The organism is Actinophytocola sp. (assembly GCF_050699935.1).
GTDB lineage: Bacteria > Actinomycetota > Actinomycetes > Mycobacteriales > Pseudonocardiaceae > Actinophytocola.
Genome location: NZ_JBOHGB010000053.1, coordinates 18,696 through 43,066, shown reverse-complemented (window position 1 = coordinate 43,066; position 24,371 = coordinate 18,696). Strand labels below are relative to the sequence as shown.

The window sequence follows — 24,371 nt, the reverse complement described above, 5'->3', positions numbered from 1 at the left end:
GCCGGGCGGAGTTCGCCCGGCGACTCAGGCGCCGGATTCGTCGAGCCGAATGTCACCGGCGGGTTACCCAGCCGCGTCCTCCGGTCGGATGTCACCGGCGGGCCACGCCGCCGCGTCGTCGGGCCGGATGCCGCCCGCGAGCCCGGCGGCGGCCTCGACCGGTGGCATGCCGGCCGGCCCGACCGCCGTACCGCCGGGTGGGACGCCGTCGGGGAGCCACGCCGTCACGCCGCCGGGCCAGGCCGCGGCGTCCTCGAACCGGATGCCGCCCGCGAGCCGGGCCGGCACGTCCTACGGGCACGTGCAGCCCGCCGGCCGGGGCCGGCCGGCGAGCCCGTCCACGTCCGCACACCGGGCCGACGAGTCCTACGGCATCCCGCGGCCGGGCGAGATCTCCGCGCGGATGGAAGCCGTGTCCGCGGAGCCCCCGGGCCGGACGCCACCCGCCACGCCACCCGCCGCATCGCCAGCCGGACCGCCCGCCGCGCCGCCGTCCCCCGGGCGGATGCAGCCGACCGGATACGTCGACGCCGGCCGCCCCGCGCCCGACCTGCCGAGCTACCCCGAGCCGAGCCAGCGCGGCGCCGGCACGTCCGGTTACCCGGTGCCCGGCGCCCGGCCGGCCGAGACCCCGGGCCGACCCGGGGCCGCCGGTCAGCGTCCGGCGGAACGGACCGGCTACGGAACCAGCGCCGGTAACGGCTACGGAACCAGCGCCGGCAACGGCTACGGGACCAGCGCCGGCAACGGTTACGGAAACGGCACCGGTTACGGAACAGGTGCCAGTTACGGGAACGGCGCCGCCACGGGATTTGGCCCGCAGGGGTACAGCGAGAGCGGATTCGGCCCGCAGGGGTACAGCGAGAGCGGATTCGGCCCGCAGGGGTACAGCGAGAGCGGTCGCCGGGCGGTGGAGTCGGGCTATGTCGCGCCGGTCGCGTTCGGACCGAACGGAGCGCCGGTCGACCGGCGCTCCGTGGAGTCCGGCTACATGGCTCCGGTGGCCCGGTCCGATGACCTCGCGAACGGTGGCGGCCGCCGCCACGCCGACGACCGGCTGGCGTGGCAGGATCCCGCGTCCCAGAACGGCTCCCGCAGCGGCAGCCATGCCCGCCCGGACCCGACATCCGACTCCCCGAGCGGCTCCCACGCCGCCGGCCGCTCGGTCAGCGACCTGCTCGCCTCGCACGGCGGCACCGCCAGCCCCCGCCGCCGTCGCCGCCGCGAGGACTGACCGCGAACCGCGCCCGCACGCCGGCGGGAAAGTCACGAACACGTCAACCACCTGGTGGGCAGGTCCTCGCCCCGTAGGGTTGCGCCGTGCATGACGCGCCCCTGCCGCCACCGCGCCACAGTCCGCGCTGGCGGACCGTGCTGCTGCCCGTCGCCGGGCTCGTGGTGCTCGCGGGGTGCGGGCTCGCCCTGCTCGCGCTCGGCACGGCGCGGGTCGGGCTCGTCGCGGAGTTCGTGGGGATCGTCGTGGCGCTCGTGCCGGTCGGGTCGGTCGTCGCGGCCCTGCTGTGGATCGACCGGTGGGAGCCCGAACCCGCCCGCCTGCTGTGGCTCGCTTTCGGCTGGGGTGCCAGCGTCGCCGCCATCACCGCCCTGCTGATCAACAACACCGCCGAGGCCGTCGGCGACGCGCTGCTCGGTCACGGCAAGGGCGACACCGTCTCCGCCGTCGTGTCCGCGCCGCTGTTCGAGGAGGCCGCCAAGGGCGCCTTCGTCATCGGCATCCTCCTCTGGCTGGCGGGCGAGCTCGACGGCGTCATCGACGGCGTCGTCTACGCGGGCTTCGTCGCCGCCGGCTTCGCGTTCACCGAGAACATCTACTACTTCGGCCGCGCCTTCGCCGAGCACGGGTTCGGCGACACCAGCACCGCCGGCGTGATCACCGCGTTCATCCTCCGCGGCGTCCTCTCGCCGTTCTGCCACCCGCTGTTCACCGCGATGATCGGCATCGGCGTCGGCATCGCCGTCCGTTCGCCCAACCCCGGCCTGCGCATCCTCGCCCCCGTCGGCGGCTACCTCGCGGCCGTCACGCTGCATGCCATGTGGAACGCCGCCGCCACGCTCGGCACCGCGGACACCTTCCTCAACGTCTACTTCCTCGTCATGGTCCCCATCTTCATCGCCGGCACGATGTTCGTCGGCTGGCACCGCCGCCGCGAGCAGAAGATCGTCGCCCGCGCGCTGCCGGTCATGGTCGGCCGCGGGTGGGTCGACCCCCGCGACGTCGCGCGGCTCACCAACCTCACCGCCCGCCGCACCTGGCGCGCCACCACCGCACGCCGCAACGGCCGGCAGGCCGCCCGCGACCTCGGCGCCTACCAGGCCGCCGTCACCGAGCTCGCCTTCCTCTGGCACGCCGCCCGCCTCGGCCTCGCCGGCGCCGACGCCGCCGAGCGCGAGGCCAGGCTGATCGCCGCGCTGCACACCACGAAGGCCGAGCTGGTGCGGTCGCGGTGAACCTCCTCACCCGGCGCACGGCACCCCCGGCACGCATGGTTACGCTCGTTTTCCCACAACTCAGGGGAGGCGGGATGAACCGACCGGCGCGCCTCGCCGTCGGCGTGGTCTCCGCCGGCCGCGTCGGCGCGGTGCTCGGGGCCGCACTCGCGCGGGCCGGCCACACCGTCGCGGCCGTCTCCGGCGTGTCCAGGGCATCCGTCCAGCGCGCCGAGGACCTGCTGCCCGGCGTCCCGCTGCTACCGCCCGACGACGTCGTCACCCGGGCCGACCTGGTCCTGCTCGCCCTCCCCGACGACGCCCTCGCCGGCATGGTCCGCGGCCTCGCCGCCGCCGGCGCCCTGCGCCCCGGACAGATCGTCGTGCACACCTGCGGCGCCCACGGCGTCGAGGTACTGCGCCCCGCCGTCGAGCACGGTGCCCTGCCGCTCGCCCTGCACCCCGTCATGACGTTCACCGGCCGCGCCGAGGACCTCGAACGCATCACCACCTGCTGCTTCGGCGTCACCGCCGCGAACGCCGACGAGACCGCCTGGAGCGTCGGCGAGGCCCTCGTCGTCGAGATGGGCGCCGAGCCCGTCCGCGTGCCCGAGGCCGCCCGCCCGCTTTACCACACCGCCCTCGCCCACGGCGCGAACCACCTGGTCACGCTCGTCGCCGAGGCCTCGGATCTCCTGCGCCGCGCCGGCGTCGGCGACCCCGAGCGCATGCTGGGTCCGCTGCTGTCCGCCGCGCTCGACAACGCCCTGCGCCACGGCGACCGCGCGCTCACCGGCCCGGTCGCCCGCGGCGACGCCGGCACCGTCCTCGCCCACCTGCGCGTCCTCGCCGACCACGCGCCCGACCTGCTGCCCGCCTACCGCGCGCTCGCCGCCCGCACCGCCAGCCGAGCCGAGCAGGCCGGGCTGCTGCGCGCCGATCTCGCCCCCGACGTGACCGCCGCGCTCGAACGCCGCCCTGGTGAGGAAGGCTCATGACACCCCCTGGGCCAACCTCGAGATCGAATCAGGCCGAGGGCTTCGCAGCCGCACCGCAGGGGAACGTGACGCAAGCCAGCCACAAGTACGTGCCCAAACAGAACTTTCCGTCCCCAACGCAGCCACAACATCGAAATCCGGGGAGGCGGAACAGTCATGACCGCGCCGAAGTACACCCCAGGCCACCTCAACGTCCACAGTGGACTTGAAGACCTGGTCAAGATCACCCGGGCGCTGCGCGGGTCCGGCCGCAAGATCGCACTCGTGCCGACCATGGGCGCGCTGCACGACGGCCACCGCCAGCTCATGCGCACCGCGCGGCGGCTGCCGAACATCGTGCTCACCGCGTCGATCTTCGTGAACCCGCTGCAGTTCGGCGCGGGCGAGGACCTCGACCGCTACCCGCGCCCACTCGAGGCCGACCTCGACGTCTGCCGCCAGGAGCGTGTCGAGCTCGTGTTCACCCCCGAACGCGACGCGATGTACCTACCGGACGCGCAGACGACCGTCCACCCCGGACCGCTCGGCGACGAGCTCGAGGGCGCCGCGCGGCCCGGCCACTTCGCCGGCGTGCTCACGGTCGTCGCCAAGCTGTTCAACATCATCCGTCCGGACTTCGCCCTCTTCGGCGAGAAGGACTACCAGCAGCTCGTGCTGGTCCGGCGGATGGTGCGCGACCTCAACCTCGAGGTCAAGGTCATCGGCGTGCCGATCGTGCGGGAGTCCGACGGCCTCGCGCGCTCCAGCCGCAACGCCTACCTCGACGCCGAGCAGCGCGCCGCCGCCGTGGCACTGTCCGCCGCGCTCACCGCCGCCGGCCGGGTCAGCGCCGAGGGCCCGGCCGCCGTCCTCGACGCCGCGCGCGGCGTGCTGGACAAGGAACCCGGCATCGACGTCGACTACCTCGAGCTGCGCGCCCGCGACCTCGGCCCGGTCCCCGCGCACGGCGAGGCGAGGCTGCTCGTGGCCGCCCGCGTCGGCGCCACCCGCCTGATCGACAATGTGCCCGTGATCCTCGGCGAACCGCGGTAGGGGGGACGATGTTCCGCACGATGCTCAAGTCCAAGATCCACCGGGCCACGGTCACCCGGGCCGACCTGAACTACGTCGGCTCGGTCACCGTCGACCCGGTGCTCATGGACGCCGCCGACCTCCTCGCCGGCGAGCAGGTCACGATCGTCGACGTCACCAACGGCGCGCGGCTGGAGACGTATGTGATCGCGGGCGAGCGCGGCAGCGGCGTGATCGGCGTCAACGGCGCCGCCGCGCACCTCGTGCATCCCGGCGACATCGTCATCCTGATCGCCTACGGGCTCATGGACGCCGCCGAGGCCGCCGCCTTCCGACCGCGGATCGTGTTCGTCGACGAGGCCAACCGGATCGTCGCGTCCGGCAGCGACCCGGCGCACGCGCTCGAGGAATCCGGCCTGGTGAGCGGTGCCGAGCCAGCCGCACAGGCGCCGGCCGAGATGTCGGAGACGCCGGCCGAGACCGAGGACGCCGCCGTGCTCGACGCGTTGCTCCAGTCGGAGAGCTGACCCGGTGCTGCTCACCATCGACGTCGGCAACACCAACATCGCACTCGGCCTGTACCAGGACAGCGAGCTGGTGCGGGACTGGCGGATGCGCACCGACGCCCGGATGACCGCCGACGAACTCGCGCTCACCATGCGCGGGCTGCTCGGCGAGCACGTCGACCGGATCACCGGGGTGTCCGCACTGTCCACGGTCCCGGCGGTGCTGCGGGAGCTGCGCGTGATGCTCGGCCGGTACTACCGCGACGTGCCCCGGGTGATCGTCGAGCCGGGCGTGCGCACCGGCGTGCCGCTGCTCGTCGACAACCCCAAGGAGGTCGGCGCGGACCGGGTGATCAACACGCTCGCCGCGCACTACCTGCACGAGACCGCATGCGTGGTGGTCGACTTCGGCACGTCCACCAACATCGACGTGATCTCTGCGAAGGGCGAGTTCCTGGGTGGCGTGTTCGCACCCGGCATCGAGATCTCCGTCGACGCACTCGCCGCCCGCGCGGCCGCGCTGCGCAAGGTCGAGCTGGTCCGCCCGCGCTCGGTGATCGGGAAGAACACGGTGGAGTGCCTGCAGTCCGGCATCATCTATGGCTTCGCCGGCCAGGTAGACGGTTTGGTCCGACGCATCGTCAACGAGCTCGACCGCACCACACACGCCGGCGAGGTCACGGTCATCGCCACGGGCGGCCTGGCCCCCCTCGTGGTGGACGAGTCCGCCACGATCGTCGACCACCGCCCGGACTTGACACTGCTCGGCCTGCGCCTCGTCTTCGACCGCAACACCCGCTGAGCCCGGTTGTCCACAAGAACCGACCATCCACAGGCAAGATCAACACCACCCACCCCCGTCACCCCCCGCCGGTAGACTGGCGTGGTGGGGTGGCCCCCGGAGAGGGTGGGGGCCGCCATCCACGGGGCGACCAGCGACGGCCCGACGTCCGCCACACTCGTCCGCTACATGCGCCGCGCCCGGACCACGGACGTCACCAGCGGCAGGTCGAACTCGCCGCTGGCGGTCTCCGGGCGGGAGCGCAGGTAGTCGCGGATCCGGCCGAGCACGGCGGCCCGCTCCTCGTCGTCGACCACCAGCGTGTGCGACTTCGTGCCGATCGTCTCCGTCAGCGACTCCGCCGTGCGGCGCAGGGTGTGTCCGAAGCCGGCCTTCGCACCCGGCGTGAAGCACGCACCGTCGAACGTCGGGTAGTCCGCCGACGACGACCACGAGACCCGCGTCCGCGACACCTCGCCCAGCCCCGCGACCCACTCGACCGACTCGTCATCGTCGTTCCACAGCGCCGCGACCGCACCACCCGGCCGCAGCACCCGCGCGATCTCGGCGAGCGCGCGCTTCCGGTCGAACCAGTGGAACGCCTGCCCGACGACCACCGCGTCGACCGAACCGGCCGGCAGCGGGATTCGCTCGGCCGTCCCGTCCAGCGCCCGCACCGTGGGAAAGCGCGCCGACAGCTCGGCGAGCATCTCCGCGTCCGGCTCGACCGCGGTGACCTCGACACCCATCGCGAGCAGCCCGGCGGTGAGCTTCCCGGTCCCCGCCGCCAGGTCCAACACCGTGCGCACTGGGCCCGCCGCCGCCGCGAGACCCCACCGGATGCCTTCCGCCGGGTAGTCGGGCCGGTGCTCGGCGTAGGCGGCCGCCGTGGCGCCGAACGCGCGCGACCTCCGGCTCCGCAGCTCCTCGACCTCCATGCTCCCAACGTAGCGGCGGATACCAGGTCGCCTGGGCGAACTCCCGCTCCCTACGCTGACGCGCGTGACCGACGAGCCGCCCCAGCCACCCACCGACGACCTTCCGGAGCAGGTGCGGATCCGCCGGGAGAAGCGGGCGCGGCTGCTGGCCGGCGGCGTCGATCCCTATCCGGCCGAACTGCCCAGGACCCACACCCTCGCCGAGATCCGGGCCGCGTATTCCGATTTGCCGCCCGACTCGGCCACCGCGGATGTGGTGAGCGTCACCGGCCGGGTCATGTTCATGCGCAATACCGGCAAGCTCTGTTTCGCCACGCTCATCGCCGGGGACGGCACCGAACTACAGGCGATGCTGAGCCTGAACAAGGTCGGCGCGGAGGCGCTTTCCGCGTGGAAGGCGGATGTCGACATCGGCGACCACGTTTTCGTCCGTGGTGAGGTAATCACCTCCAGGCGTGGTGAGCTGTCCGTACTAGCGGACCAGTGGCGAATGGCGGCCAAGTCGTTGCGCCCGTTGCCGGTGGCTCACAAGCAGCTCGGTGAGGAAACCCGTATTAGGCAGCGCTATGTCGATCTGATCCTGCGTCCACGGGCCCGGGATAACGTACGGATGCGAGCCGGTGTCACCCGCGCATTGCGAGAGAGTTTCAATCGCCGCGGATTCATCGAGGTGGAGACGCCGATGCTCCAAACGATGCACGGCGGTGCCACCGCGCGGCCGTTTGTCACACGCTCGAACGCGTTGGACCAGGATCTGTACCTGCGCATCGCGCCTGAGCTGTTCCTCAAGAGGTGCGTGGTCGGCGGAATCGAGAAGGTCTTCGAGATCAATCGCAACTTTCGTAACGAGGGGATGGACTCCTCGCATTCACCTGAGTTCGCGATGCTCGAGTTCTACGAGGCCTACGCCACCTACGACTCGATGGCGGTGCTGACCCGCGAGCTGATCCAGGAAGCGGCGGAAGCCGTGTTCGGCGGCCTCGAGATCACGCTCGCGGACGGGGAGGCCTACGACCTGTCCGGCGAGTGGAACACGCTCACGATGTACGGCTCGACCTCCGCCGCGTTGGGCACGGAGATCACCCCGCAGACCCCGGCTGACCTGCTGCGCAAGCACGCCGTGGCGGTCGGCCTGGAGGTCGGTCCCGAGCTCGGGCACGGCAGGCTCGTCGAGGAGCTGTTCGAGCATCTCGTGGGCGACCACCTGCACGCGCCGACGTTCGTGCGCGACTTCCCGGTCGAGACCTCCCCGCTGACCCGTCAGCACCGCGGCATCCCCGGCGTGGCGGAGAAGTGGGACCTCTACGTGCGCGGATTCGAGTTGGCCACGGGCTACTCCGAGCTGGTCGACCCGGTCGTCGAGCGCGAGCGGCTCGCCGAGCAGGCGAGCCTGCGGGCGGCCGGCGACGACGAGGCCATGCGCCTTGACGAGGACTTTCTGCGCGCACTCGAGTACGGAATGCCGCCGAGCGGCGGGGTCGGAATGGGCATCGACCGGTTGCTGATGGCACTCACCGGCCTCGGCATACGGGAGACGATCCTGTTTCCTCTCGTGCGGCCAGAATGAGCAGGCTGACACGTCGTCGTGACTAAACGCGGGCAGCGATTTGCGTTAACCTCCTAAGTGGGAGTATTTATATCTGGTGCGCTCATGCACGCACGTTCGGCCTCGCGTTTCAAACCAAGGAGGGCGCAGATGGCGCAGAAGGTCATGGTTACTCTGGTCGACGACCTCGACGGTTCCGAAGCCGAGGAGACCGTCGAGTTCGGTTTGGATGGTGCGTTCTACGAGATCGACCTCTCCGAGGACAATGCGGAGCGGTTGCGGGACGCGCTCTCCGAATACGTGGAGCATGCCCGTCGACAGGCCGGTGGCCGTAAGCGTGTTGTCGGACGTGCCGGTGCGGGCCGTGCTCCGCGCACCGCCTCGGCCGATCGGGAACAGAACCAGGCAATTCGCGAGTGGGCCCGCAAGCAGGGCATGAACGTCTCGGATCGGGGACGAATCCCCAAGGAGGTCACGGACGCGTACAACGCACAGGCGTGACCAATAGCCGCGACGCCGGTTCACCTCACCGCTGATTCGCGGCCGAGCGAGAACCGGCGTTTTTTCTTTCCCGAACAGAACCGGTCGCGGCAATCCAGATCGCCGTGAGGACCGTCGCCACGCCGCCCGCCGCCATCGCGGACCCCACCGGCACGAGCTCCGCGACGAGGCCGAACACGGCCGGTCCGACGCCCTGCAACGTCATCAGCCCGGTCGAGAGCAGGCCGAACGCCTGCCCGCGAACCTGTTCGGCGACCGCGTCCCGGAACGGCCGCTGCACGCCCAACCCGTAGCCGAACCCGAACCCGGTCACCACGAGCAGCGCGCCGAGCGCCACCACGCCCAGCCCGAGCGCGAACCCGAGCAGCGGCACACCCAGGACCGCGACCAGCACCGGCACCAGCCGCTCGCGCGTGGCCGGCCCGAGCAGGCGCGCAACGACGAGGTTGCCCAGCAGCATCCCGAGCGGGACGCAGGCGAGCAGCAGGCCGGCCGAGGCCTCCGGGAACCCGCGCAGCGCGGCGAACGGCACCAGCAGGCTGTCCGCGCCGGTCACGAACGCGGGCGGCAGCCACATGATCAGCAGCAGCCGCCGCGCCCTCCGGTTCCCGAGCCGCTCCCGGGTGACCCGCCAGCTGCGCCCCAGCAGCGACCGGTCGTCCGCGCGGCCCGGCGCCGGCAGGTCGGGGAGCAGCAGCCGGGTGCCCAGCGCGGCGACGAGGTGGGCGGCGGCGGCGAAGAGCAGCGCCCGCTGCGCGCCCACCGCCGCGACCGCGACCCCGCCCGCGGCCAGGCCGACCAGCTGCGCCGCCGAGACGGCGAGCTGGAACAGCCCGCGGCCGAGGACGTACGCGTCGCCGGTCAGCGAGTCCGCGGTGAGCTTGCCGGCCGTCCCGTTGAACACCGGCCCGAGACACCCGATCGCCGCGACCAGCAACAGGCTCGCCCACACCGGCAGGCCGGCCAGCGCCAGCACGGCCGCGCCGGCCGCCTCGAGCAGGTAGCCGGTGACGATCAGCGGCCGCGGCCGGACCAGGTCGGGCAGCGCGCCGATCACCACGCCGCCCACGACCTGCGGCAGGAACGAGATGCCGAACGTGAGCGCGCCGAGGAACACCGAGCCCGTCTGCGCGAACACGAGCACCGACAGCGCGACCGTGCGCAGCGTGTCCGCGCCGATCGCGACCGCCCGGAACCAGAACACCACCCGGAACACCGGCACCGCCAGCACCTGCCGGAACGTCGCCCGGTCCGCCACCTCCGCCATGCGACGAGCCTCGCCCGGCCCCCGGCACGGCACCAAGGATTCGCCCCACGACGTAAGGTCGGCGGCGTGCTGCGGGTCACCGTCCACCGCGACGACATCCTGAACAGCAGGTTCGCCATCTCGCCGCTGTTCGAGCTGGACAACGTCCTGCGCCGGCTGTCCGGCCTCAGCCAGGCGCGGCTCCCGGCGGACTGGTCGGCGCGGCTGCGCCCGGCCTACCGGCGGCTGCGCGCCACGACCGAGCTCGACGCGGTGCTGGCGCTGCAGACGAGGCACTACGGCGCGGCGCTCGTCGCCCCGCCGCCGGCCGGCCTGGCCCAGACGCTCGCGGAGGACCTCGCCGCGGTCCGCGCGACACCGCTGGAGCTCGCGCGCGAGGAGATCGCGAAGTGCCTGCGCGACGAGCCGGAGCCAGACGAGCGGGTGCGCGCGGTCCTGCGCGACCCGGCCGTGGTCGAGATCGTCGCGGACACGCTGGAGACCGCCTGGCACGAGCTCGTCGGTGCCGACTGGCCGGCGATGCGCGCGGTGTGCGAGCGCGACGTCATCCACCGCGCCGGCCTGCTGACCCGCGGCGGCTGGACGGCCGCGCTCGCGGGTCTGCACCGCAGGGTGAGCTGGCACGACGGCAGCATTCACGTGGCGCACCGGGCCGATGCGGACATCGACCTGGGAGGGCGCGGGCTGCTGCTGGTGCCGTCGGTGTTCGTGTGGCCGAAGGTGGCGGTGTACACGGACCCGCCGTGGCCACACGCGCTGATCTACCCGGCCCGCGGTACGGCGGCCCTGCTGGAGCCGGACCAGGCCCCACCGCCGTCCGCGCTGGCCGACCTGCTGGGCCGCTCGCGCGCGCGTCTACTGTCCACATTGGCCGAACCGGCCAGCACCAGGCAGCTGGCCGCCAGCCTGCGCCTGGCACCCGGCGCGGTGGGCGACCACCTGGCCATCCTGCGCCGGGCGGGCCTGGTGAGCCGCGCCCGCGCGGGCCGCTCGGTCCTCTACCGCCGCACCCCACTGGGCGACGCCCTGGCCGCCACCCCCGACGACTGACGGTTCCGCCTCCCCGGAGTTCAATGTGCTGGTTCCGTTGAATGAAGGAAAGTTCTGCCTGGTCACGTACTTGTGGCTGGCTTGCGTCACGTTCCCCTGAGGTGCGGTTTGCGAGACCCTCGGCCCGATTTGATCTCGAGCTCCACCCGTCCCGTGGGAACACAGAAATCCCCCGCGCGCCCACGCGCGCGTGCAGAACGCAGGAAACGCAGCGCCCCACCCTCTCCGGGGGCCACCCTCGACGCCAGTCTACCGGTCGGCACCCACGCGGCGGCGGGTGTTGATCTTGGCTGTGGACAACCCCGCCCCCTGTGGATCAGCGGGTCACTTGGGAAGGACTCGCGGGCAGGTCGAGCAGGGCCCCTTGCCGTGCTCGAGGAGGTAGTGGAAGCAGCAGCTCTCCCGTCGCCGCGTCCAGCCGCCTCCGCACGGGCGCATCGTCGAGCCGGACGTCAGCGGGCCGAGCCGCGAGGGCAGCAGCAGCGCCGCGTCCAGCACGCCCGCGCCCTCGTCGCCGCCGTAGCGGCCCGCCAGCAGCATCGAGTCGTCCAGCGCGTCGGTCGCCGCGGCCCACAGCGTGTGCCGGCCGAAGCGGACGGTCGGCGCGAACGTCGCGATGAACCGCGCCGCGTGCGCGGTGAACCGGCCCCGCAGCACCGCGGCCAGCGCCCGCTCGTCGGGCACGACGGTCGCCGCCGGCGTGCCCGCGGCCGGGTCGTCGGGCAGGCACACGAATCGGGTGTCTAGCACGGCGATCGACTCCGGATGGGGCCGCGGTCGAGCCATCCGGAAGGCCAGTTGCTCCGGCCGCAACGACGGCACGCGCCGCTCGTGGTGGAACAGCAGCGCCGCGAGGTAGCCCGGCACGGCCAGGTACCACGTCATGACGTAGCCGCCGGTGGTCCGTTCGGGCGCGGCGCCGTAGGTCGCGTCGAGCCACCCGGCGAGCGACGACCGCCAGCTCGCGAACCCGGCGGAGTCGGAGAGCAGCCGGCCACAGTTCACCCAGCCGGCCTCGTCTTCGGGCAGGCCGACCCGCAGCGACATCCTGACCTGCCGCGACGAGGCACGGGACACCGACGCGGCGAGATCGTCCCGCCAGGCGTCGGTCACGAGCCGTAGGCCCGCCGTGGTCCGCACGAGCGATCTCCGCTCCGCCAATCGATAGTGAGGTATGCCTTACCTTAACGGTGCGGAGAATACGCGGCGAGCCGGGTGTGACCACTCGTACTGGTGCTGTTCGCGCTCAGCGGACACCCGTATGCGAACGGCATCCAGTGGAATCCTTCCCGATTCCCGCACGTTGTGGTGTCAGACGATGATTACGTCGTCGTAGACGACCGCGCTTAGCCGCAAGTGGTACTGAGAGCGACAGGCTGGGCGACTACAGTGGTCTTCACGGTGCTGGGCCCACCGGCGCGGAAGGAAACGGTGGGGCATAGGGCCGCCGGCGCAGCAGTCAGGAGTGCAGATGTTTGAGAGGTTCACCGACCGCGCGAGGCGGGTGGTTGTGCTGGCCCAGGAAGAGGCCAGGATGCTCAACCACAACTACATCGGCACCGAGCACATCCTCCTGGGCTTGATCCACGAGGGTGAGGGTGTCGCCGCCAAGGCGTTGGAGTCGTTGGGGATCGCGCTGGAAGGCGTGCGGCAGCAGGTCGAGGAGATCATCGGCCAGGGCCAGCACGCGCCGAGCGGGCACATCCCCTTCACCCCCCGGGCCAAGAAGGTCCTCGAGCTGTCGCTGCGGGAGGCGTTGCAGCTCGGCCACAACTACATCGGCACCGAGCACATCCTTCTCGGCCTCATCCGGGAGGGCGAGGGCGTGGCCGCCCAGGTCCTCGTGAAGCTCGGCGCCGACCTGAACCGCGTTCGCCAGCAGGTGTTGCAGCTGCTGTCCGGCTACCAGGGCAAGGAGCCCGCGGAGACCGGCGGCCGTGGCGAGGGCACGCCGTCCTCCTCGCTGGTGCTCGACCAGTTCGGCCGCAACCTCACGTCGTCCGCGCGTGAGGGCAAGCTCGACCCGGTCATCGGGCGGGCCAAGGAGATCGAGCGGGTCATGCAGGTGCTGTCCCGCCGCACCAAGAACAACCCGGTGCTCATCGGCGAGCCCGGCGTCGGCAAGACGGCCGTCGTCGAGGGGCTCGCGCAGATGGTCGTCAAGGGCGAGGTCCCGGAGACGCTGAAGGACAAGCAGCTCTACACGCTCGACCTCGGCTCGCTGGTCGCCGGCTCGCGCTACCGCGGTGACTTCGAGGAGCGCCTCAAGAAGGTGCTCAAGGAGATCCGCACCCGCGGCGACATCATCCTGTTCATCGACGAGATCCACACGCTCGTCGGCGCGGGTGCCGCGGAGGGCGCGATCGACGCCGCGTCGATCCTCAAGCCCATGCTCGCCCGCGGTGAGCTGCAGACCATCGGCGCCACCACGCTCGACGAGTACCGCAAGTACGTCGAGAAGGACCCCGCGCTGGAGCGCCGCTTCCAGCCGATCCAGGTCGGCGAGCCGACGCTCGAGCACACCATCGAGATCCTCAAGGGACTGCGGGACCGGTACGAGGCGCACCACCGGGTCACGATCACCGACCCGGCCCTGGTCGCCGCGGCGACCCTCGCCGACCGGTACATCAACGACCGCTTCCTGCCGGACAAGGCGATCGACCTGATCGACGAGGCCGGCGCCCGGATGCGGATCCGCCGCATGACCGCGCCGCCGGACCTGCGCGAGTTCGACGAGAAGATCGCCGACGTGCGCCGCGAGAAGGAGAGCGCGATAGACGCGCAGGACTTCGAGCGGGCCGCCAAGCTGCGTGACTCGGAGAAGCAGCTGCTCGGCCAGAAGGCGGAGCGGGAGAAGCAGTGGAAGGACGGCGACCTGGACGTCGTCGCCGAGGTCGACGACGAGCAGATCGCCGAGGTCCTGGCCAACTGGACCGGCATCCCGGTGTTCAAGCTCACCGAGGAGGAGACCACGCGTCTGCTCCGCATGGAGGACGAGCTGCACAAGCGGATCATCGGCCAGGAGGACGCGGTCAGGGCCGTGTCGCAGGCCATCCGCCGCACCCGCGCCGGCCTGAAGGACCCGAAGCGCCCGTCCGGCTCGTTCATCTTCGCCGGCCCGTCCGGTGTCGGTAAGACCGAGCTGTCCAAGGCGCTGGCGAACTTCCTGTTCGGCGAGGACGACGCGCTCATCCAGATCGACATGGGCGAGTTCCACGACCGCTACACCGCCTCGCGGCTCTTCGGTGCCCCTCCGGGCTACGTGGGCTACGAGGAAGGCGGTCAGCTCACCGAGAAGGTGCGGCGCAAGCCGTTCTCGGTGGTGCTGTTCGACGAGATCGAGAAGGCGCACCAGGAGGTCTACAACACCCTCCTGCAGGTGCTCGAGGACGGCCGCCTGACCGACGGTCAGGGCCGCACCGTGGACTTCAAGAACACGGTGATCATCTTCACCTCGAACCTCGGTACCGGGGACATCTCCAAGGCGGTGAGCCTGGGCTTCTCGGCCGGCGACGAGACCCAGTCCTACGACCGGATGAAGCAGAAGGTCGAGGACGAGCTGAAGAAGCACTTCCGGCCCGAGTTCCTCAACCGCATCGACGACACGATCGTGTTCCACCAGCTCACCCACGACCAGATCGTCCTGATGGTGGACCTGATGATCGCCCGCGTCGAGACGCAGCTGAAGAACAAGGACATGGCGCTGGAGCTCACCCCGGCGGCCAAGAGGCTGCTCGCCACCCGCGGCTTCGACAAGGTGCTGGGTGCCCGGCCGCTGCGCCGCACCATCCAGCGCGAGATCGAGGACCAGCTGTCGGAGAAGATCCTGTTCGGCGAGCTGACGGCGGGTCAGATCATCATCGGCGACGTCGAGGGCTGGGACGGTGAGGAGGGCACGTCCACGGACAAGGCCGTCTTCACCTTCCGCGGCGAGGCGAAGCCCGAAGACGTGCCGGACGCCCCGCCGGTCGACATGGCCGCCTCCAGCGGCGGCGAGTCGACCGAGGACTCGGAGTCGGCGTAGCGGCAGGGAACGAACCGGTTCGAAAGCCGCATCACCACGGCGTGGTGATGCGGCTTTCGCCGTGCCGGGCCGCCGTTTCGGGCATATTGGGTCCATGGGCTTGACGGAGGACCCGTTCGACTGGCGGACCACGAAGGACGGGCAGGTGCTGGTCTCGCGCGGCGGGCGCGTGGTGACCACCGTGCGCGGGGCGGCCGCGGCGCGGCTGCTGGCCCGCCTCACCGGCTCCTCCGACGACGAGGCCCAGCAGGTGCTCGCCCGGGTCACGGGCAACTACAAGCGGGGAAACGAGCGCCGTGGCTAGGGCCGCGACCCGTGCGGTCGATCCGGAACCGGACTACGGCGACCCACCCCGGCGCCGGGCCGGCGGCCGTGGGCTCGGGTTCTTCCTCGTCACGCCCGCGCTCCTGTTCGTCGCGTACGCGGTGCTGCGGATCGCCGGCATCGAGTCGACGGAGGTGCTCGTCGCCGCCATGGCGCTGACGCCGTACCTGGCGGCGTTCGGGCTCGTGCTCGGCCTGCTGTGCGTGCTCACGCGCCGGCGGGTCGTCGGCATCACCGTGCTGCTGCTGGCGATCGGCCTGGGCACGCTGCTCGTGCCGCGGGTGCTCTCGGAGGAACAGCCCGCCGTGGACGGCGACCGGCTGCGGATCATGTCGCTCAACCTGTTCGTCGGCCGGGCCGACCCGCGCACGGTCTTCGGCATCGCCCGCGACCAGAAGATCGACGTGCTGGTCATGCCCGAGGTGACCCCGGCCGCGGAGGCCGCGCTCGACGAGCTGGGGCTCGCGGAGCTGCTGCCCAACCGCGTGTCCGACACGGATGCCACCGGCTCGGGCACGGCCGTGGCGTCCCGCTTCCCGTTGCGCCAGATCGTGCTGATGGACGAGTCGACGCTGGCGCAGCCGTCGATGGTGGTCGACATGCCCGGCAGCGACGACGTGGAGCTGACCGCGGTCCACATCCAGCCCGGCGTGCGAACGGGCACGGCGGGCACCTGGCGCACCGAGCTCGCCGAGCTGCCCCGCCCGGCCGAGCGCATCCGGGTCCTCGCGGGCGACTTCAACGCGTCGTTCGACCACGCCGCCTTCCGTGAGCTGATGGACCGCGGCTACGCCGACGCCGCCGAGTCCACAGGCGACGGTCTGTCGGCCACCTGGCGGAAGTGGCCGCTGGGCCCACCGGTCACGATCGACCACATCCTGGTCGACGACCGCTGCGCGATCGCCGGCTACGAGGTCTTCGATGTCGGGGGCACCGACCACGACGCCCTGGTGTCGGAGCTCATCCTTCCGTAGTGGACTGTCCGAAAAGGATGGTCAGTTGCCCAGCGAGCCCGGGTACAGGTACCGCTCCTCGGGTTCGGAGTCCGTGTGGAACCAGGCCGCGAAGAAGCCGCTCAGGTCCTTGCCGGCGACGTCCTGGACGAACTGCTCGAACTCCGGCCACGACGCGTTCCCGTCCCGGTGCTTCGTCGGCCACTCCTTCAGCACGCGGTCGAACGCCCGGTCGCCGATCTCCCGCCGCAGCGCGTGCAGTGCCATCGGGCCCTTGTCGTACACCGCGGTGAACTCGTTGCCCGCGCCCATGTCGTACAGCTTGCCGCTCCAGAACCGGTTCGACGCCCGGGAGACCTCCTGGCGGTACTGGTCGTCGAGGTTCACGCCTTCCTTCGCCTCGTCCCACAGCCACTGGGCGTAGCTCGCGAAGCACTCGTTCAGGCAGATGTCCGCCCACGACTGCACCGTCACGGTGTTGCCGAACCACTGGTGCGCGTTCTCGTGCACCACGACGGGAAGCTCCGCCCACGACGCGTAGATCGGCCGGCCCTGCGTCTCCAGCGAGAACCCGATGCTCTCGTTGATGTAGATCCCGCCCGCCGCGCTCTGCGGGTACGGCCCGAACTTCGACGACAGGAACGCGATGACCTCCGGCAGCCGCGACTCGACCTCCCGCTTGTTCTCCGCTCCCGGCGCGTAGGCGCTCACCACCGGGATCCCGCCGGGCAGCGTCGAGCGGTCGATGCTCCACTTGTCGATGCCGACCGTCGTCAGGTACGTCGCGATCCGGGTCGGCTCGACCCAGTGGAACGTCGTCCAGCCGTCCGAGCCGCGGGTCGGCGGCCGCTCGCGACCGTTGGACACCACGCTCCAGCCGTTCGGCACCCGCGCGTCCAGCTTGAACGTCGCCTTGTCCCGCGGCGTGTCGTTCGCCGGATACCACGCCGTCGCCGAATGCGGCTCGCCCGCCGCGAACGCGCCGCCGGACTGGGCGATCTGCCAGCCGTTCTCGCCGAGCGAGCCCGACTCGGTCCCCTGCGGCACGCCGGCGTACCGGACCCGGGTGGTGAACCCCGCGTCGTCCGCGACCGTGGCGGCCGGCGTGATCACCAGCTCGTGCTCGCCGGTCCGCTCGAACGTCGCCGCCTCGCCGTCCACCTCGACCGCGCTGACCTTCAGGCCGTTCAGGTCCAGGTTGAACCGGTCGAGGTCACCGGTCGCCTTCGCGGTGATCCTCGTGTCGCCGTTCAGGTTGCGGCTACGCGGGTCGTAGCTGATCGACACGTGGTAGGCCGTCACGTCGTAGCCGCCGTTGCCGTCCTTCGGGTAGTACGGGTCGCCGACCCCGTCCGCGCCCGGCGCCGCCTCGGCCGGCGTCGTCGGCTTCGGCGGCTCGACGGCGTCGTTCGACCGTGACGTGCACGAGGCGAGGCCCAGCACCGCCAGGAGGAGACAGGCGGCGCGGACGGCCGTGCCGTGGTGCATCGTGAACAACTCCCTGCGTGGACAGCTCCGGGCGGTACCCGCGACCATCTTGGCTGACGTGCCGTTATGCCGGAGTGGGATCGGACCGTATATGACTGTGCCGTGGTGCGACGACCCGACGTGATCTCCTTCGGCGGCAGCGGCCCGCCGATCCTGCTGCTGCACGGCCTGATGGGCCGGGCCAGCACCTGGTCGGCCGTCGCGAGCTGGCTCACCAGGTACGGCCGGGTCATCGGCCTCGACGCGCGCGGGCACGGCCACAGCCCGCACCGCGGCGGCGGCTGGCGCACCGAGGACTTCGTCGCCGACGCCGCGGCGCTGCTCGGCGACACCGGAGGCGGGCCCGCGGTGGTGATCGGCCACTCGATGGGCGGCCTGCACGCGTGGTGCCTCGCCGCCGCCCACCCCGAGCTGGTCCGCGCGATCGTCGTCGAGGACATGGCGCCCGACCAGCGCGGCCGGACCGTCGATCCGTGGCGCGCCCACTTCGAGTCCTGGCCCGTCCCGTTCGCCTCGCTGGCCCATGTCCACGAGTTCTTCGGCGACCTCGGCGACTACTTCGCCGAGTGCGTGGTCGAGCGGGACGACGGCTACCACCTGATCGCCGACCTCGACGACCTCTACGACATCGCCGGCGAGTGGGGCCGCCGCGACTACTGGCCGATGGTCGAGCGGGTCCGCTGCCCGCTGCTGGCGGTCGAGGCCGGGCACAGCGCGATGCCGCCCGGCCAGCTGGCCGAGCTGCCGGTCCGCGCCCCCGGCGGCGGGCACCACCTGGTCGTCGCGGGCGCCGGCCACGTCGTCCACCACGACGAGCCGCACACCTACCGCGGCGCGGTCGAGGCGTTCCTGTCCGAGGTGCTCAACCGGTGACGAGCACCTCGGCCGTGCCGGTGTGGGTGTCGACGACCGCGATCTCGGTGACCCGGGCCCTGATCGGCTCGACCGGGTACAGCGCGGCGAACCCGGCGGTCACCTGGGCCGGCTCGATGCCCTGCGCGAGCGTGCAGTGCGGCACCCACGAGCCGGGCAGGTAGTACGCCGAGGGCTGCTTGACCTTCTTGGCCAGCACGTCGTGCACCGCGGAGTGGACGGCCAGCAGCTCGGTGTCCACGACCGCGGCGAGCACCAGGACGGGCTCGCTCGCGGGGAACGCGGCGAGCGTGGACAGCCACAGGTTCGGGATCGACAGCAGCCGCAGGTCCCCGCGCAGGTCCTCGCGTGTCCGCGGCGGGATCACGCCGGCCAGCGCGAACGTGACGTGCGGCCGGTGCCGGCCGTGCGTGCGGGTGGCCAGGCTGGGTACGCCCGCCTTGTCCAGCCTGCGCCACAGGCCACGCACGGCGGCATCGGCCGCGTCGTCGAAGCAGAACTGCAGCGCCTGCGCCATGGCCGCAGAGTGCCACAGCGCCCGGCGCGTCGAGCCGGCGGCGTCAGCTCAGCAGGCGCCGCCAGGTTGGGGTGTCGACGAGCACGTCGCGGCCGGCCCGTTCGCCGCGGCTGGTCAGCAGGACGCGGGCCGCCCGCGCGTCCTCGCCCGAGTCGCCGGCCCGCACGGTGCGGACCAGCAGCGGCCACGTGGTCGCGCCGATGAACCCGCTCTCGTCCGCGGTCCGGCTGGCGTAGCAGGGGTCGTAGGCCACGCCGTGCCCGGTCGCGAGCGTCCGCACGGCCGCGAACGTCGACGTGCCGAACACGCCGTCCGTCGGCACGTTCGCGCCGCGCGCCCGCAGGAGGTGTTGTGCCGCAAGGACTTGCGCCCCGCTCGCGCCCGGCTTGAGCAGTGGCCAGGTCGCCGGCTGGACGACCGGTCGGCCCAGCACCTCGCCGACCGCGTCCCGCAGCTCGGGCAACCGTCCATAGAGGACCTCGCCGGGGCACTCCGTGGCGTTGAAGTCCCGGTGTCCCATGATCTCCGACGGCGCGATGCCGTACTGCGACGCGATGTAGGCGACCAGCTGCACGAGCGAGTCCCACAGCTCGGGCGTGACGTCCACATTGGAGTAGAGACCCTCGTTCTCGATGCCGATGGTCTCGCTGTTGTGGTTGCCCACGTGCGCGCCCATGACGTGCTGGGTGCCACCGTCGAGGATCTCGACGCTGCGGTGGCGGCCCTCGGTGATGTGCCCGCCGCGGCTGTTCGTCAGCTGCTGGCCGGAGTCGATCCAGCCGCGGCTGTCCATGTGGAAGTTCTGGATGCCGCGGGAGATCGCGAACGCGTGCTCCAGCGACAGGTCGTCCGAGTTCGAGCCGGCTGTGTGGTGGACGATGATGTAGGTCGGCGTGTGGTCGAGCACCTGGATGGTGCCGTTCGGCGGGCGCGCGCCCCACTCGTCGGTGCCGTGGATGGTCGGCCGGGCGGCCGCCTTCGGCGCGCGCTGCTGTTCGCCGGCCGCGCCGGCGGTGATCGGAACAGTGGCGCCCAGGGCGCCGACGGCGGTAACGGTGAATCCGCCGCGAATCAGGGCACGGCGAGAAACGGCCATCTCGATCTCCCTCGACAAGGGGCACGTGGCCCAGATCGGTGACTGGCCCAGCCGACGGTAGTCACCGGATCACGTGGTGACAAGAGTTCCCCAAATACCGGAGTGTTTTGTTGCCCGTTTGCGAGTCAGTGCTCGCCGGGTAACGCGAACAGCCCGTCGGCGGTCTGCTCGACCAGCCCGTCGGTGAGCAGCGAGTCGAGGCACCGGTCGCGTTGGCCCGCGTCGGACCACACCATGTCCAGCTGGGCCTTGGCCACCGGGGTTGGCGTGTCCCGCAGGACGTCGAGCAGCCGGCCGCGCACCTGCCGGTCGGTGCCGGCGAACCTCTGCACCGGCTTCGCGGGTCCGGTGTAGGCGGGCCGGCCGGCGCGCTGCCAGGCGCACGACTCGTACACGGGGCAGTCCGCGCAGCGCGGCGCGCGGGCGGTGCACACGGTCTGGCCGAGCTCCATGAGGGCCGCGGACATCCGCGCCGCGAGCTCGTCGGCGGCCGGCAGCAGTGCGTCCGCGTCGGCCAGGTCCCGCGTGGCGGAGGCGGGGCCGGCGTCGCCGGCACCGTGCACGGCGCGGGCGATGACGCGGCGCACGTTCGTGTCGACGACCGGGCAGCGCTTGCGGTAGGCGAACGCGGCCACCGCCCGCGCGGTGTACGCGCCGATCCCGGGCAGCGCGAGCAGAGTGTCCACATCGGACGGTACGACGTCGCCGTGCCGCTCGGCGATCGCGGTGGCGGCCTCCCGCAGCCGCAGCGCGCGGCGCGGGTAGCCGAGCTTTCCCCACGCGCGCAACACGTCGGCGGGGGTGGCGTCGGCGAGGTCGGACGGCTTCGGCCAGCGCGCCAGCCACTCGTGCCAGACCGGCTCGACGCGGGCGACCGGGGTCTGCTGCAGCATGATCTCGCTGACCAGCACGCCCCAAGCCGAGCAGCCGGGCGCCCGCCAGGGCAGATCCCGGGCCCGCTCGGCGAACCAGTCGGTCAGCACGTGCGCGTCGAGGCTCATCGCCGCTCGTCCGCCTCCCCGGAATTCAAAGCGTCGGTTACGTCCCAGCGAACAGTGCGGATGTCCGGTTGACTGTGGCTGGGCGCCGTCACGGTACCCCTGAGGTTGCGTTGGTAGGCACAAGACCTCACCCGATGACGACCTCGGTCAGCTCGGCGGTGTGCACGTCGTACACGAATCCCCGCACGTGCTCGCGGTGTGGCACGAACGGGCTGCGGCGCACCCGCTCCACCGACTGTCGCACGCTGTCCTTGACCTCGCGGAACGCCTCGATCGCCCATGGCGGCCGCAGTCTCGTCTCGCGCTCGAGCTCGTCCTTGAAGTCGTCCTCGGTGATCATCGACAGGCCGCACGAGGTGTGCTGCATGACGATGACCTCGCGGGTCTCCAGCCGGCGCTGGCTGATCGCGAGCGAGCGGATGACGTCGTCGGTCACGATGCCGCCGGCGTTGCGCATGATGTGCACCTCGCCGTGGCGCAGGCCGAAGACGTCGAACACCTTGATGCGGGCGTCCATGCACGTGACCACGGCCAGGTGGAGGCTGGGCACGGGCGTCGGGACCCCGGGCGCCCCGTGGTCCGTGCCGGCCGTATGTCGCTGGAGCAGCTCGTCGATCGCGGTCATGGTCACTCCCTGGCCGCCGGCTTCTTGGTACGGCTATGACACTGCGTTGGTCCACTGAACTCTCGCTCGACTACCCATTGGAACAACGTGTCCGCGCCCCGGCAATATGGCTTTGGTTACCTGCCGGAGCCGGCCTACCTGCGGAAATCCCCCGATCGAGGGTGCGGCAGATCCCCGGTGCCGCGGGTGCGCGGCGTTACGGTCGGTCCATGATCGAACCTACCGGCCCGCTGCCGCCGTCGGTCTACTGGCGCCGCCGGGCGCTCGCCGGGGGTGCGTGTGTCGTCGCGGTGGTGCTGCTCGCGTGGATCATCGGCGGCCTCATCGGCTCCGCGGACGAGGGCCCGGTACGGGGCACGGGCGGCTCGCCGAACCTGGTCGCGGCGCCGAGCTCCCCGCCCTCCTCGGCCCGCCCGGCCGCCCCGTCGTCGTCTGCCCGTGCGACGGCGACGGCTTCCAGTGGTCCGTCGCCGGCCACGACCGCGCCGTCCGGCCGCCCGACGACCCGCCCGGCGCCGGTCCCGGCCGGTCCCCCGAAGCCGTGCCGCGACGCGGTGATCCGGGTGGTGGCCCAGCCGGGCGCCCCGGCCTATCGCATGGGCGAGCGCCCGCTGCTGCGGCTGCTGGTGGTGAACGTCGGCGAGGTTCCGTGCACCCGCGACGTGAGCCGCAAGCTGCGGGAGCTGCTGATCACGACGGCCAACGGCGGGAAACGCCTGTGGTCGAGCAACGACTGCTACGCCCCGGCCGGCGTCGAAAAGCGCACCCTCGCACCGGGCGAGCCGCTGCGCTTCTCGCTCAACTGGGCGGGCCGCACCTCCGCACCAGGCTGCCCCGTGGAGCGCACGCGGGTGGAGCCGGGCCGGTACCGGGTGATCGGCAAGCTGGGCGACCTGACCGGCCCCCCGGCCTTCCTGACCCTGACCCCCTGACGACTCCGCCCGGCCGTCGACCACGAGCCCGCGCACGTACGCGAGCCCCCGCGCGCACGCGACCTCGCGTACGCCCCGCGACCCCGCGCACCTACGTGAGCCCCGCGCGCAGGAACGTGAACCCCTGCGCACACCTAACGTGAACTCCCGCGCGCGCACGCGCGTGCAGAACGCGAGAAACGAAAGCCCCACCCTGTCCCGGGGGCCACCCTCACGTGCCAGTCTACCGGCGAGGCCTGACGAAAACGGCTGAGCGGTGTCCGCTGTGGATGGTTCAGTCAGGTGTGGACAACTACGGGCCGAACCAGCGTTCCTCGGTCGTCCGCGGGGGCGCGGAAGTCTTGCCCAGCACCAGCTCCGTGTCCAGCGTGATGTGCCGCGGCCGGTTGTGCTCCGCCGCGTTCAGCAGCAGCTTGCCCGCCGCGCGGCCCTTCTCCAGCACCGGCTGCCGGATCGTCGTCAGGCCCACGCGCTCGCCCTCGGCGATGCCGTCGAACCCCGTGACCGTCAGGTCCTGCGGCACCCGCAGCCCGCGCCGCCGCGCCTCCGTGAGCGCGCCCAGCGCCAGGATGTCCGACGTACACAGCAACGCCGTGACCTCGGGGTTCGAGTCCAGCACCTGCGCCGCGGCCGACTCGCCGCTCGCCGTGCTGTGGTCGAACCGCTCCACCACCGGCACCCGCGTCCAGTCGACACCGGCCGCGTCGAACGCCTCCGCCAGGGCCGACAGCCGGGCCCGCTGCACGTGGAAGTGCGCCGTCCGCTGCCGGTCCACTGACGCGAACCCGTCGTTGCGGTCGCGCGCGAGCCGCATGCACGCCACGCCGACGCTGCGGTGGCCCAGGCTGATCAGCCGCCCGGCCAGCTGCGCGATCGCCGCGTGGTCGTCGATCCCGACGAGGTCGACGCCGTCCACCCGCGGCTGGTCGCACACCACGGTCGGCACCGGCCGGGACAGCACGGCCGCCAGGTGCGGGTCGTCGTCGGGCACCGAGTACACGACGAACCCGTCGACGCCGGCGCTGTGCACCGCTGTCACGTCCTCGCGCTCCGGGTTCACCGGCACGAGGTGCAGACCCTGCCCGGCCCCCTCGCACGCGAGCGCCAAACCCTCCAGGAAACCGAGCGCCGCCGGGTCGCGGAAGGCGTACGACAGGTTCTCGGTCAGCAGCAGCCCGACCGCCCCCGCCTTGCGTGTCCGCAGCGAGCGCGCGACCGGGTCCGGGCCGGGGTAGCCCAGCCGGCGCGCGGTCTCCAGCACCCGCCTGCGCAGTTCGGGGGACAGCTGATCGGGCCGGTTGTAGGCGTTGGACACGGTGGTCCGCGACACGCCGAGCTCCGCGGCCAGCGACGCAAGCGTTGCTGGCCGGCGAACATGCATTGGCCGGGCCATGTGCTGACCGTAACGGTTCAGAACCATGAGCAGAAGTCCGGCCGCTTACCGGCGGCTTCACCGGATGGATGACTCTCATTTCGCCCGGTCGCGTTAACG

24 protein-coding genes are annotated in these 24,371 nt (G+C 71.9%); 14 read left to right on the top strand and 10 right to left on the bottom strand.

Annotated elements, in window-relative coordinates:
• Positions 1-63: 63 nt before the first annotated feature.
• A complete protein-coding gene (locus ACRDTB_RS18620) occupies positions 64-288 on the bottom strand; it encodes a hypothetical protein (RefSeq protein WP_431431901.1) in 225 nt (74 codons plus the stop codon).
• Here ACRDTB_RS18620 and ACRDTB_RS18615 point away from each other — a divergent pair.
• The 6 genes from ACRDTB_RS18615 (at position 263) to ACRDTB_RS18590 (ending at position 5,765) form a co-directional block, all read left to right on the top strand.
• On the top strand, positions 263-1,234 hold the full coding sequence (locus ACRDTB_RS18615; protein ID WP_431431899.1) for a hypothetical protein: 972 nt from the start codon (positions 263-265) through the stop codon (positions 1,232-1,234). The two genes, ACRDTB_RS18620 and ACRDTB_RS18615, sit on opposite strands and share 26 nt — an antisense overlap.
• Positions 1,235-1,320: 86 nt before the next feature.
• Positions 1,321-2,469 carry a PrsW family intramembrane metalloprotease gene (locus ACRDTB_RS18610; RefSeq protein WP_431431897.1) on the top strand — a complete coding sequence of 383 codons (1,149 nt, stop codon included), beginning with the start codon at positions 1,321-1,323 and terminating at the stop codon, positions 2,467-2,469.
• A gap of 74 nt (positions 2,470-2,543) precedes the next feature.
• Positions 2,544-3,446: a Rossmann-like and DUF2520 domain-containing protein gene (locus ACRDTB_RS18605; protein WP_431431896.1), complete on the top strand. Its 903-nt coding sequence runs from the start codon at positions 2,544-2,546 to the stop codon at positions 3,444-3,446.
• 156 nt (positions 3,447-3,602) lie between these two features.
• Complete coding sequence (gene panC, locus ACRDTB_RS18600; protein WP_431431894.1) at positions 3,603-4,478, top strand: pantoate--beta-alanine ligase; 876 nt, start codon at positions 3,603-3,605, stop codon at positions 4,476-4,478.
• Between the two features lie 8 nt (positions 4,479-4,486).
• On the top strand, positions 4,487-4,984 hold the full coding sequence (gene panD, locus ACRDTB_RS18595) for an aspartate 1-decarboxylase (RefSeq protein ID WP_431431892.1): 498 nt from the start codon (positions 4,487-4,489) through the stop codon (positions 4,982-4,984).
• A gap of 4 nt (positions 4,985-4,988) precedes the next feature.
• Complete coding sequence (locus ACRDTB_RS18590; RefSeq protein ID WP_431431891.1) at positions 4,989-5,765, top strand: type III pantothenate kinase; 777 nt, start codon at positions 4,989-4,991, stop codon at positions 5,763-5,765.
• Positions 5,766-5,929: 164 nt separating this feature from the next.
• Here ACRDTB_RS18590 and ACRDTB_RS18585 read toward each other — a convergent pair whose 3' ends face one another.
• Positions 5,930-6,682, bottom strand: coding sequence for a class I SAM-dependent methyltransferase (locus ACRDTB_RS18585; RefSeq protein WP_431431889.1), 753 nt, complete (start codon positions 6,680-6,682; stop codon positions 5,930-5,932).
• 64 nt (positions 6,683-6,746) lie between these two features.
• Here ACRDTB_RS18585 and lysS point away from each other — a divergent pair, with 64 nt between their 5' ends.
• Both lysS and ACRDTB_RS18575 read left to right on the top strand, forming a co-directional pair.
• Positions 6,747-8,249, top strand: coding sequence for a lysine--tRNA ligase (lysS, locus tag ACRDTB_RS18580; RefSeq protein WP_431431887.1), 1,503 nt, complete (start codon positions 6,747-6,749; stop codon positions 8,247-8,249).
• Between the two features lie 129 nt (positions 8,250-8,378).
• Complete coding sequence (locus ACRDTB_RS18575; RefSeq protein ID WP_431431884.1) at positions 8,379-8,729, top strand: histone-like nucleoid-structuring protein Lsr2; 351 nt, start codon at positions 8,379-8,381, stop codon at positions 8,727-8,729.
• Positions 8,730-8,754: 25 nt separating this feature from the next.
• Here the strand turns inward: ACRDTB_RS18575 and ACRDTB_RS18570 are convergent, their stop codons facing one another.
• A complete protein-coding gene (locus ACRDTB_RS18570) occupies positions 8,755-9,996 on the bottom strand; it encodes an MFS transporter (protein WP_431431882.1) in 1,242 nt (413 codons plus the stop codon).
• Positions 9,997-10,062: 66 nt separating this feature from the next.
• Between ACRDTB_RS18570 and ACRDTB_RS18565 the strand changes: the two genes are divergently transcribed.
• The gene (locus ACRDTB_RS18565) at positions 10,063-11,046 is read left to right on the top strand and encodes a DUF5937 family protein (RefSeq protein WP_431431880.1); all 984 of its coding nucleotides are present in this window, start codon (positions 10,063-10,065) and stop codon (positions 11,044-11,046) included.
• A 324-nt stretch (positions 11,047-11,370) separates the two neighbouring features.
• Here ACRDTB_RS18565 and ACRDTB_RS18560 read toward each other — a convergent pair whose 3' ends face one another.
• Complete coding sequence (locus tag ACRDTB_RS18560) at positions 11,371-12,093, bottom strand: (2Fe-2S)-binding protein (RefSeq protein WP_431431905.1); 723 nt, start codon at positions 12,091-12,093, stop codon at positions 11,371-11,373.
• Between the two features lie 424 nt (positions 12,094-12,517).
• Here ACRDTB_RS18560 and ACRDTB_RS18555 point away from each other — a divergent pair, with 424 nt between their 5' ends.
• The 3 genes from ACRDTB_RS18555 (at position 12,518) to ACRDTB_RS18545 (ending at position 16,368) form a co-directional block, all read left to right on the top strand.
• Positions 12,518-15,070, top strand: a complete 2,553-nt coding sequence (locus tag ACRDTB_RS18555) for an ATP-dependent Clp protease ATP-binding subunit (RefSeq protein WP_431431878.1) — start codon at positions 12,518-12,520, stop codon at positions 15,068-15,070.
• 94 nt (positions 15,071-15,164) lie between these two features.
• Positions 15,165-15,374, top strand: a complete 210-nt coding sequence (locus tag ACRDTB_RS18550) for a hypothetical protein (protein ID WP_431431876.1) — start codon at positions 15,165-15,167, stop codon at positions 15,372-15,374.
• Positions 15,367-16,368 carry an endonuclease/exonuclease/phosphatase family protein gene (locus ACRDTB_RS18545; RefSeq protein ID WP_431431874.1) on the top strand — a complete coding sequence of 334 codons (1,002 nt, stop codon included), beginning with the start codon at positions 15,367-15,369 and terminating at the stop codon, positions 16,366-16,368. Before ACRDTB_RS18550 ends, ACRDTB_RS18545 begins: the two co-directional genes overlap by 8 nt.
• A gap of 21 nt (positions 16,369-16,389) precedes the next feature.
• On the opposite strand, the gene ACRDTB_RS18540 is transcribed toward ACRDTB_RS18545, so the two are convergent.
• Complete coding sequence (locus ACRDTB_RS18540) at positions 16,390-17,835, bottom strand: M1 family metallopeptidase (protein WP_431431873.1); 1,446 nt, start codon at positions 17,833-17,835, stop codon at positions 16,390-16,392.
• A gap of 102 nt (positions 17,836-17,937) precedes the next feature.
• Between ACRDTB_RS18540 and ACRDTB_RS18535 the strand changes: the two genes are divergently transcribed.
• A complete protein-coding gene (locus ACRDTB_RS18535) occupies positions 17,938-18,708 on the top strand; it encodes an alpha/beta fold hydrolase (RefSeq protein WP_431431871.1) in 771 nt (256 codons plus the stop codon).
• On the opposite strand, the gene ACRDTB_RS18530 is transcribed toward ACRDTB_RS18535, so the two are convergent.
• The 4 genes from ACRDTB_RS18530 to ACRDTB_RS18515 form a co-directional block, all read right to left on the bottom strand.
• The gene (locus ACRDTB_RS18530; RefSeq protein ID WP_431431869.1) at positions 18,698-19,225 is read right to left on the bottom strand and encodes a 2'-5' RNA ligase family protein; all 528 of its coding nucleotides are present in this window, start codon (positions 19,223-19,225) and stop codon (positions 18,698-18,700) included. The genes ACRDTB_RS18535 and ACRDTB_RS18530 overlap by 11 nt on opposite strands.
• A 43-nt stretch (positions 19,226-19,268) precedes the next feature.
• Positions 19,269-20,321 carry a peptidoglycan recognition protein family protein gene (locus ACRDTB_RS18525; protein ID WP_431431867.1) on the bottom strand — a complete coding sequence of 351 codons (1,053 nt, stop codon included), beginning with the start codon at positions 20,319-20,321 and terminating at the stop codon, positions 19,269-19,271.
• A 125-nt stretch (positions 20,322-20,446) separates the two neighbouring features.
• On the bottom strand, positions 20,447-21,322 hold the full coding sequence (locus ACRDTB_RS18520; protein ID WP_431431865.1) for an A/G-specific adenine glycosylase: 876 nt from the start codon (positions 21,320-21,322) through the stop codon (positions 20,447-20,449).
• A 127-nt stretch (positions 21,323-21,449) separates the two neighbouring features.
• Positions 21,450-21,947 (bottom strand): beta-class carbonic anhydrase, encoded by a 498-nt coding sequence (locus ACRDTB_RS18515; protein WP_431431863.1) that lies wholly within the window; start codon positions 21,945-21,947, stop codon positions 21,450-21,452.
• A gap of 209 nt (positions 21,948-22,156) precedes the next feature.
• Between ACRDTB_RS18515 and ACRDTB_RS18510 the strand changes: the two genes are divergently transcribed.
• A complete protein-coding gene (locus ACRDTB_RS18510) occupies positions 22,157-22,879 on the top strand; it encodes a hypothetical protein (protein WP_431431861.1) in 723 nt (240 codons plus the stop codon).
• 292 nt (positions 22,880-23,171) lie between these two features.
• On the opposite strand, the gene ACRDTB_RS18505 is transcribed toward ACRDTB_RS18510, so the two are convergent.
• Entirely contained in the window at positions 23,172-24,272 is a 1,101-nt protein-coding gene (locus ACRDTB_RS18505; RefSeq protein ID WP_431431859.1) for a LacI family DNA-binding transcriptional regulator, read from the bottom strand.
• Positions 24,273-24,371: the final 99 nt, after the last annotated feature.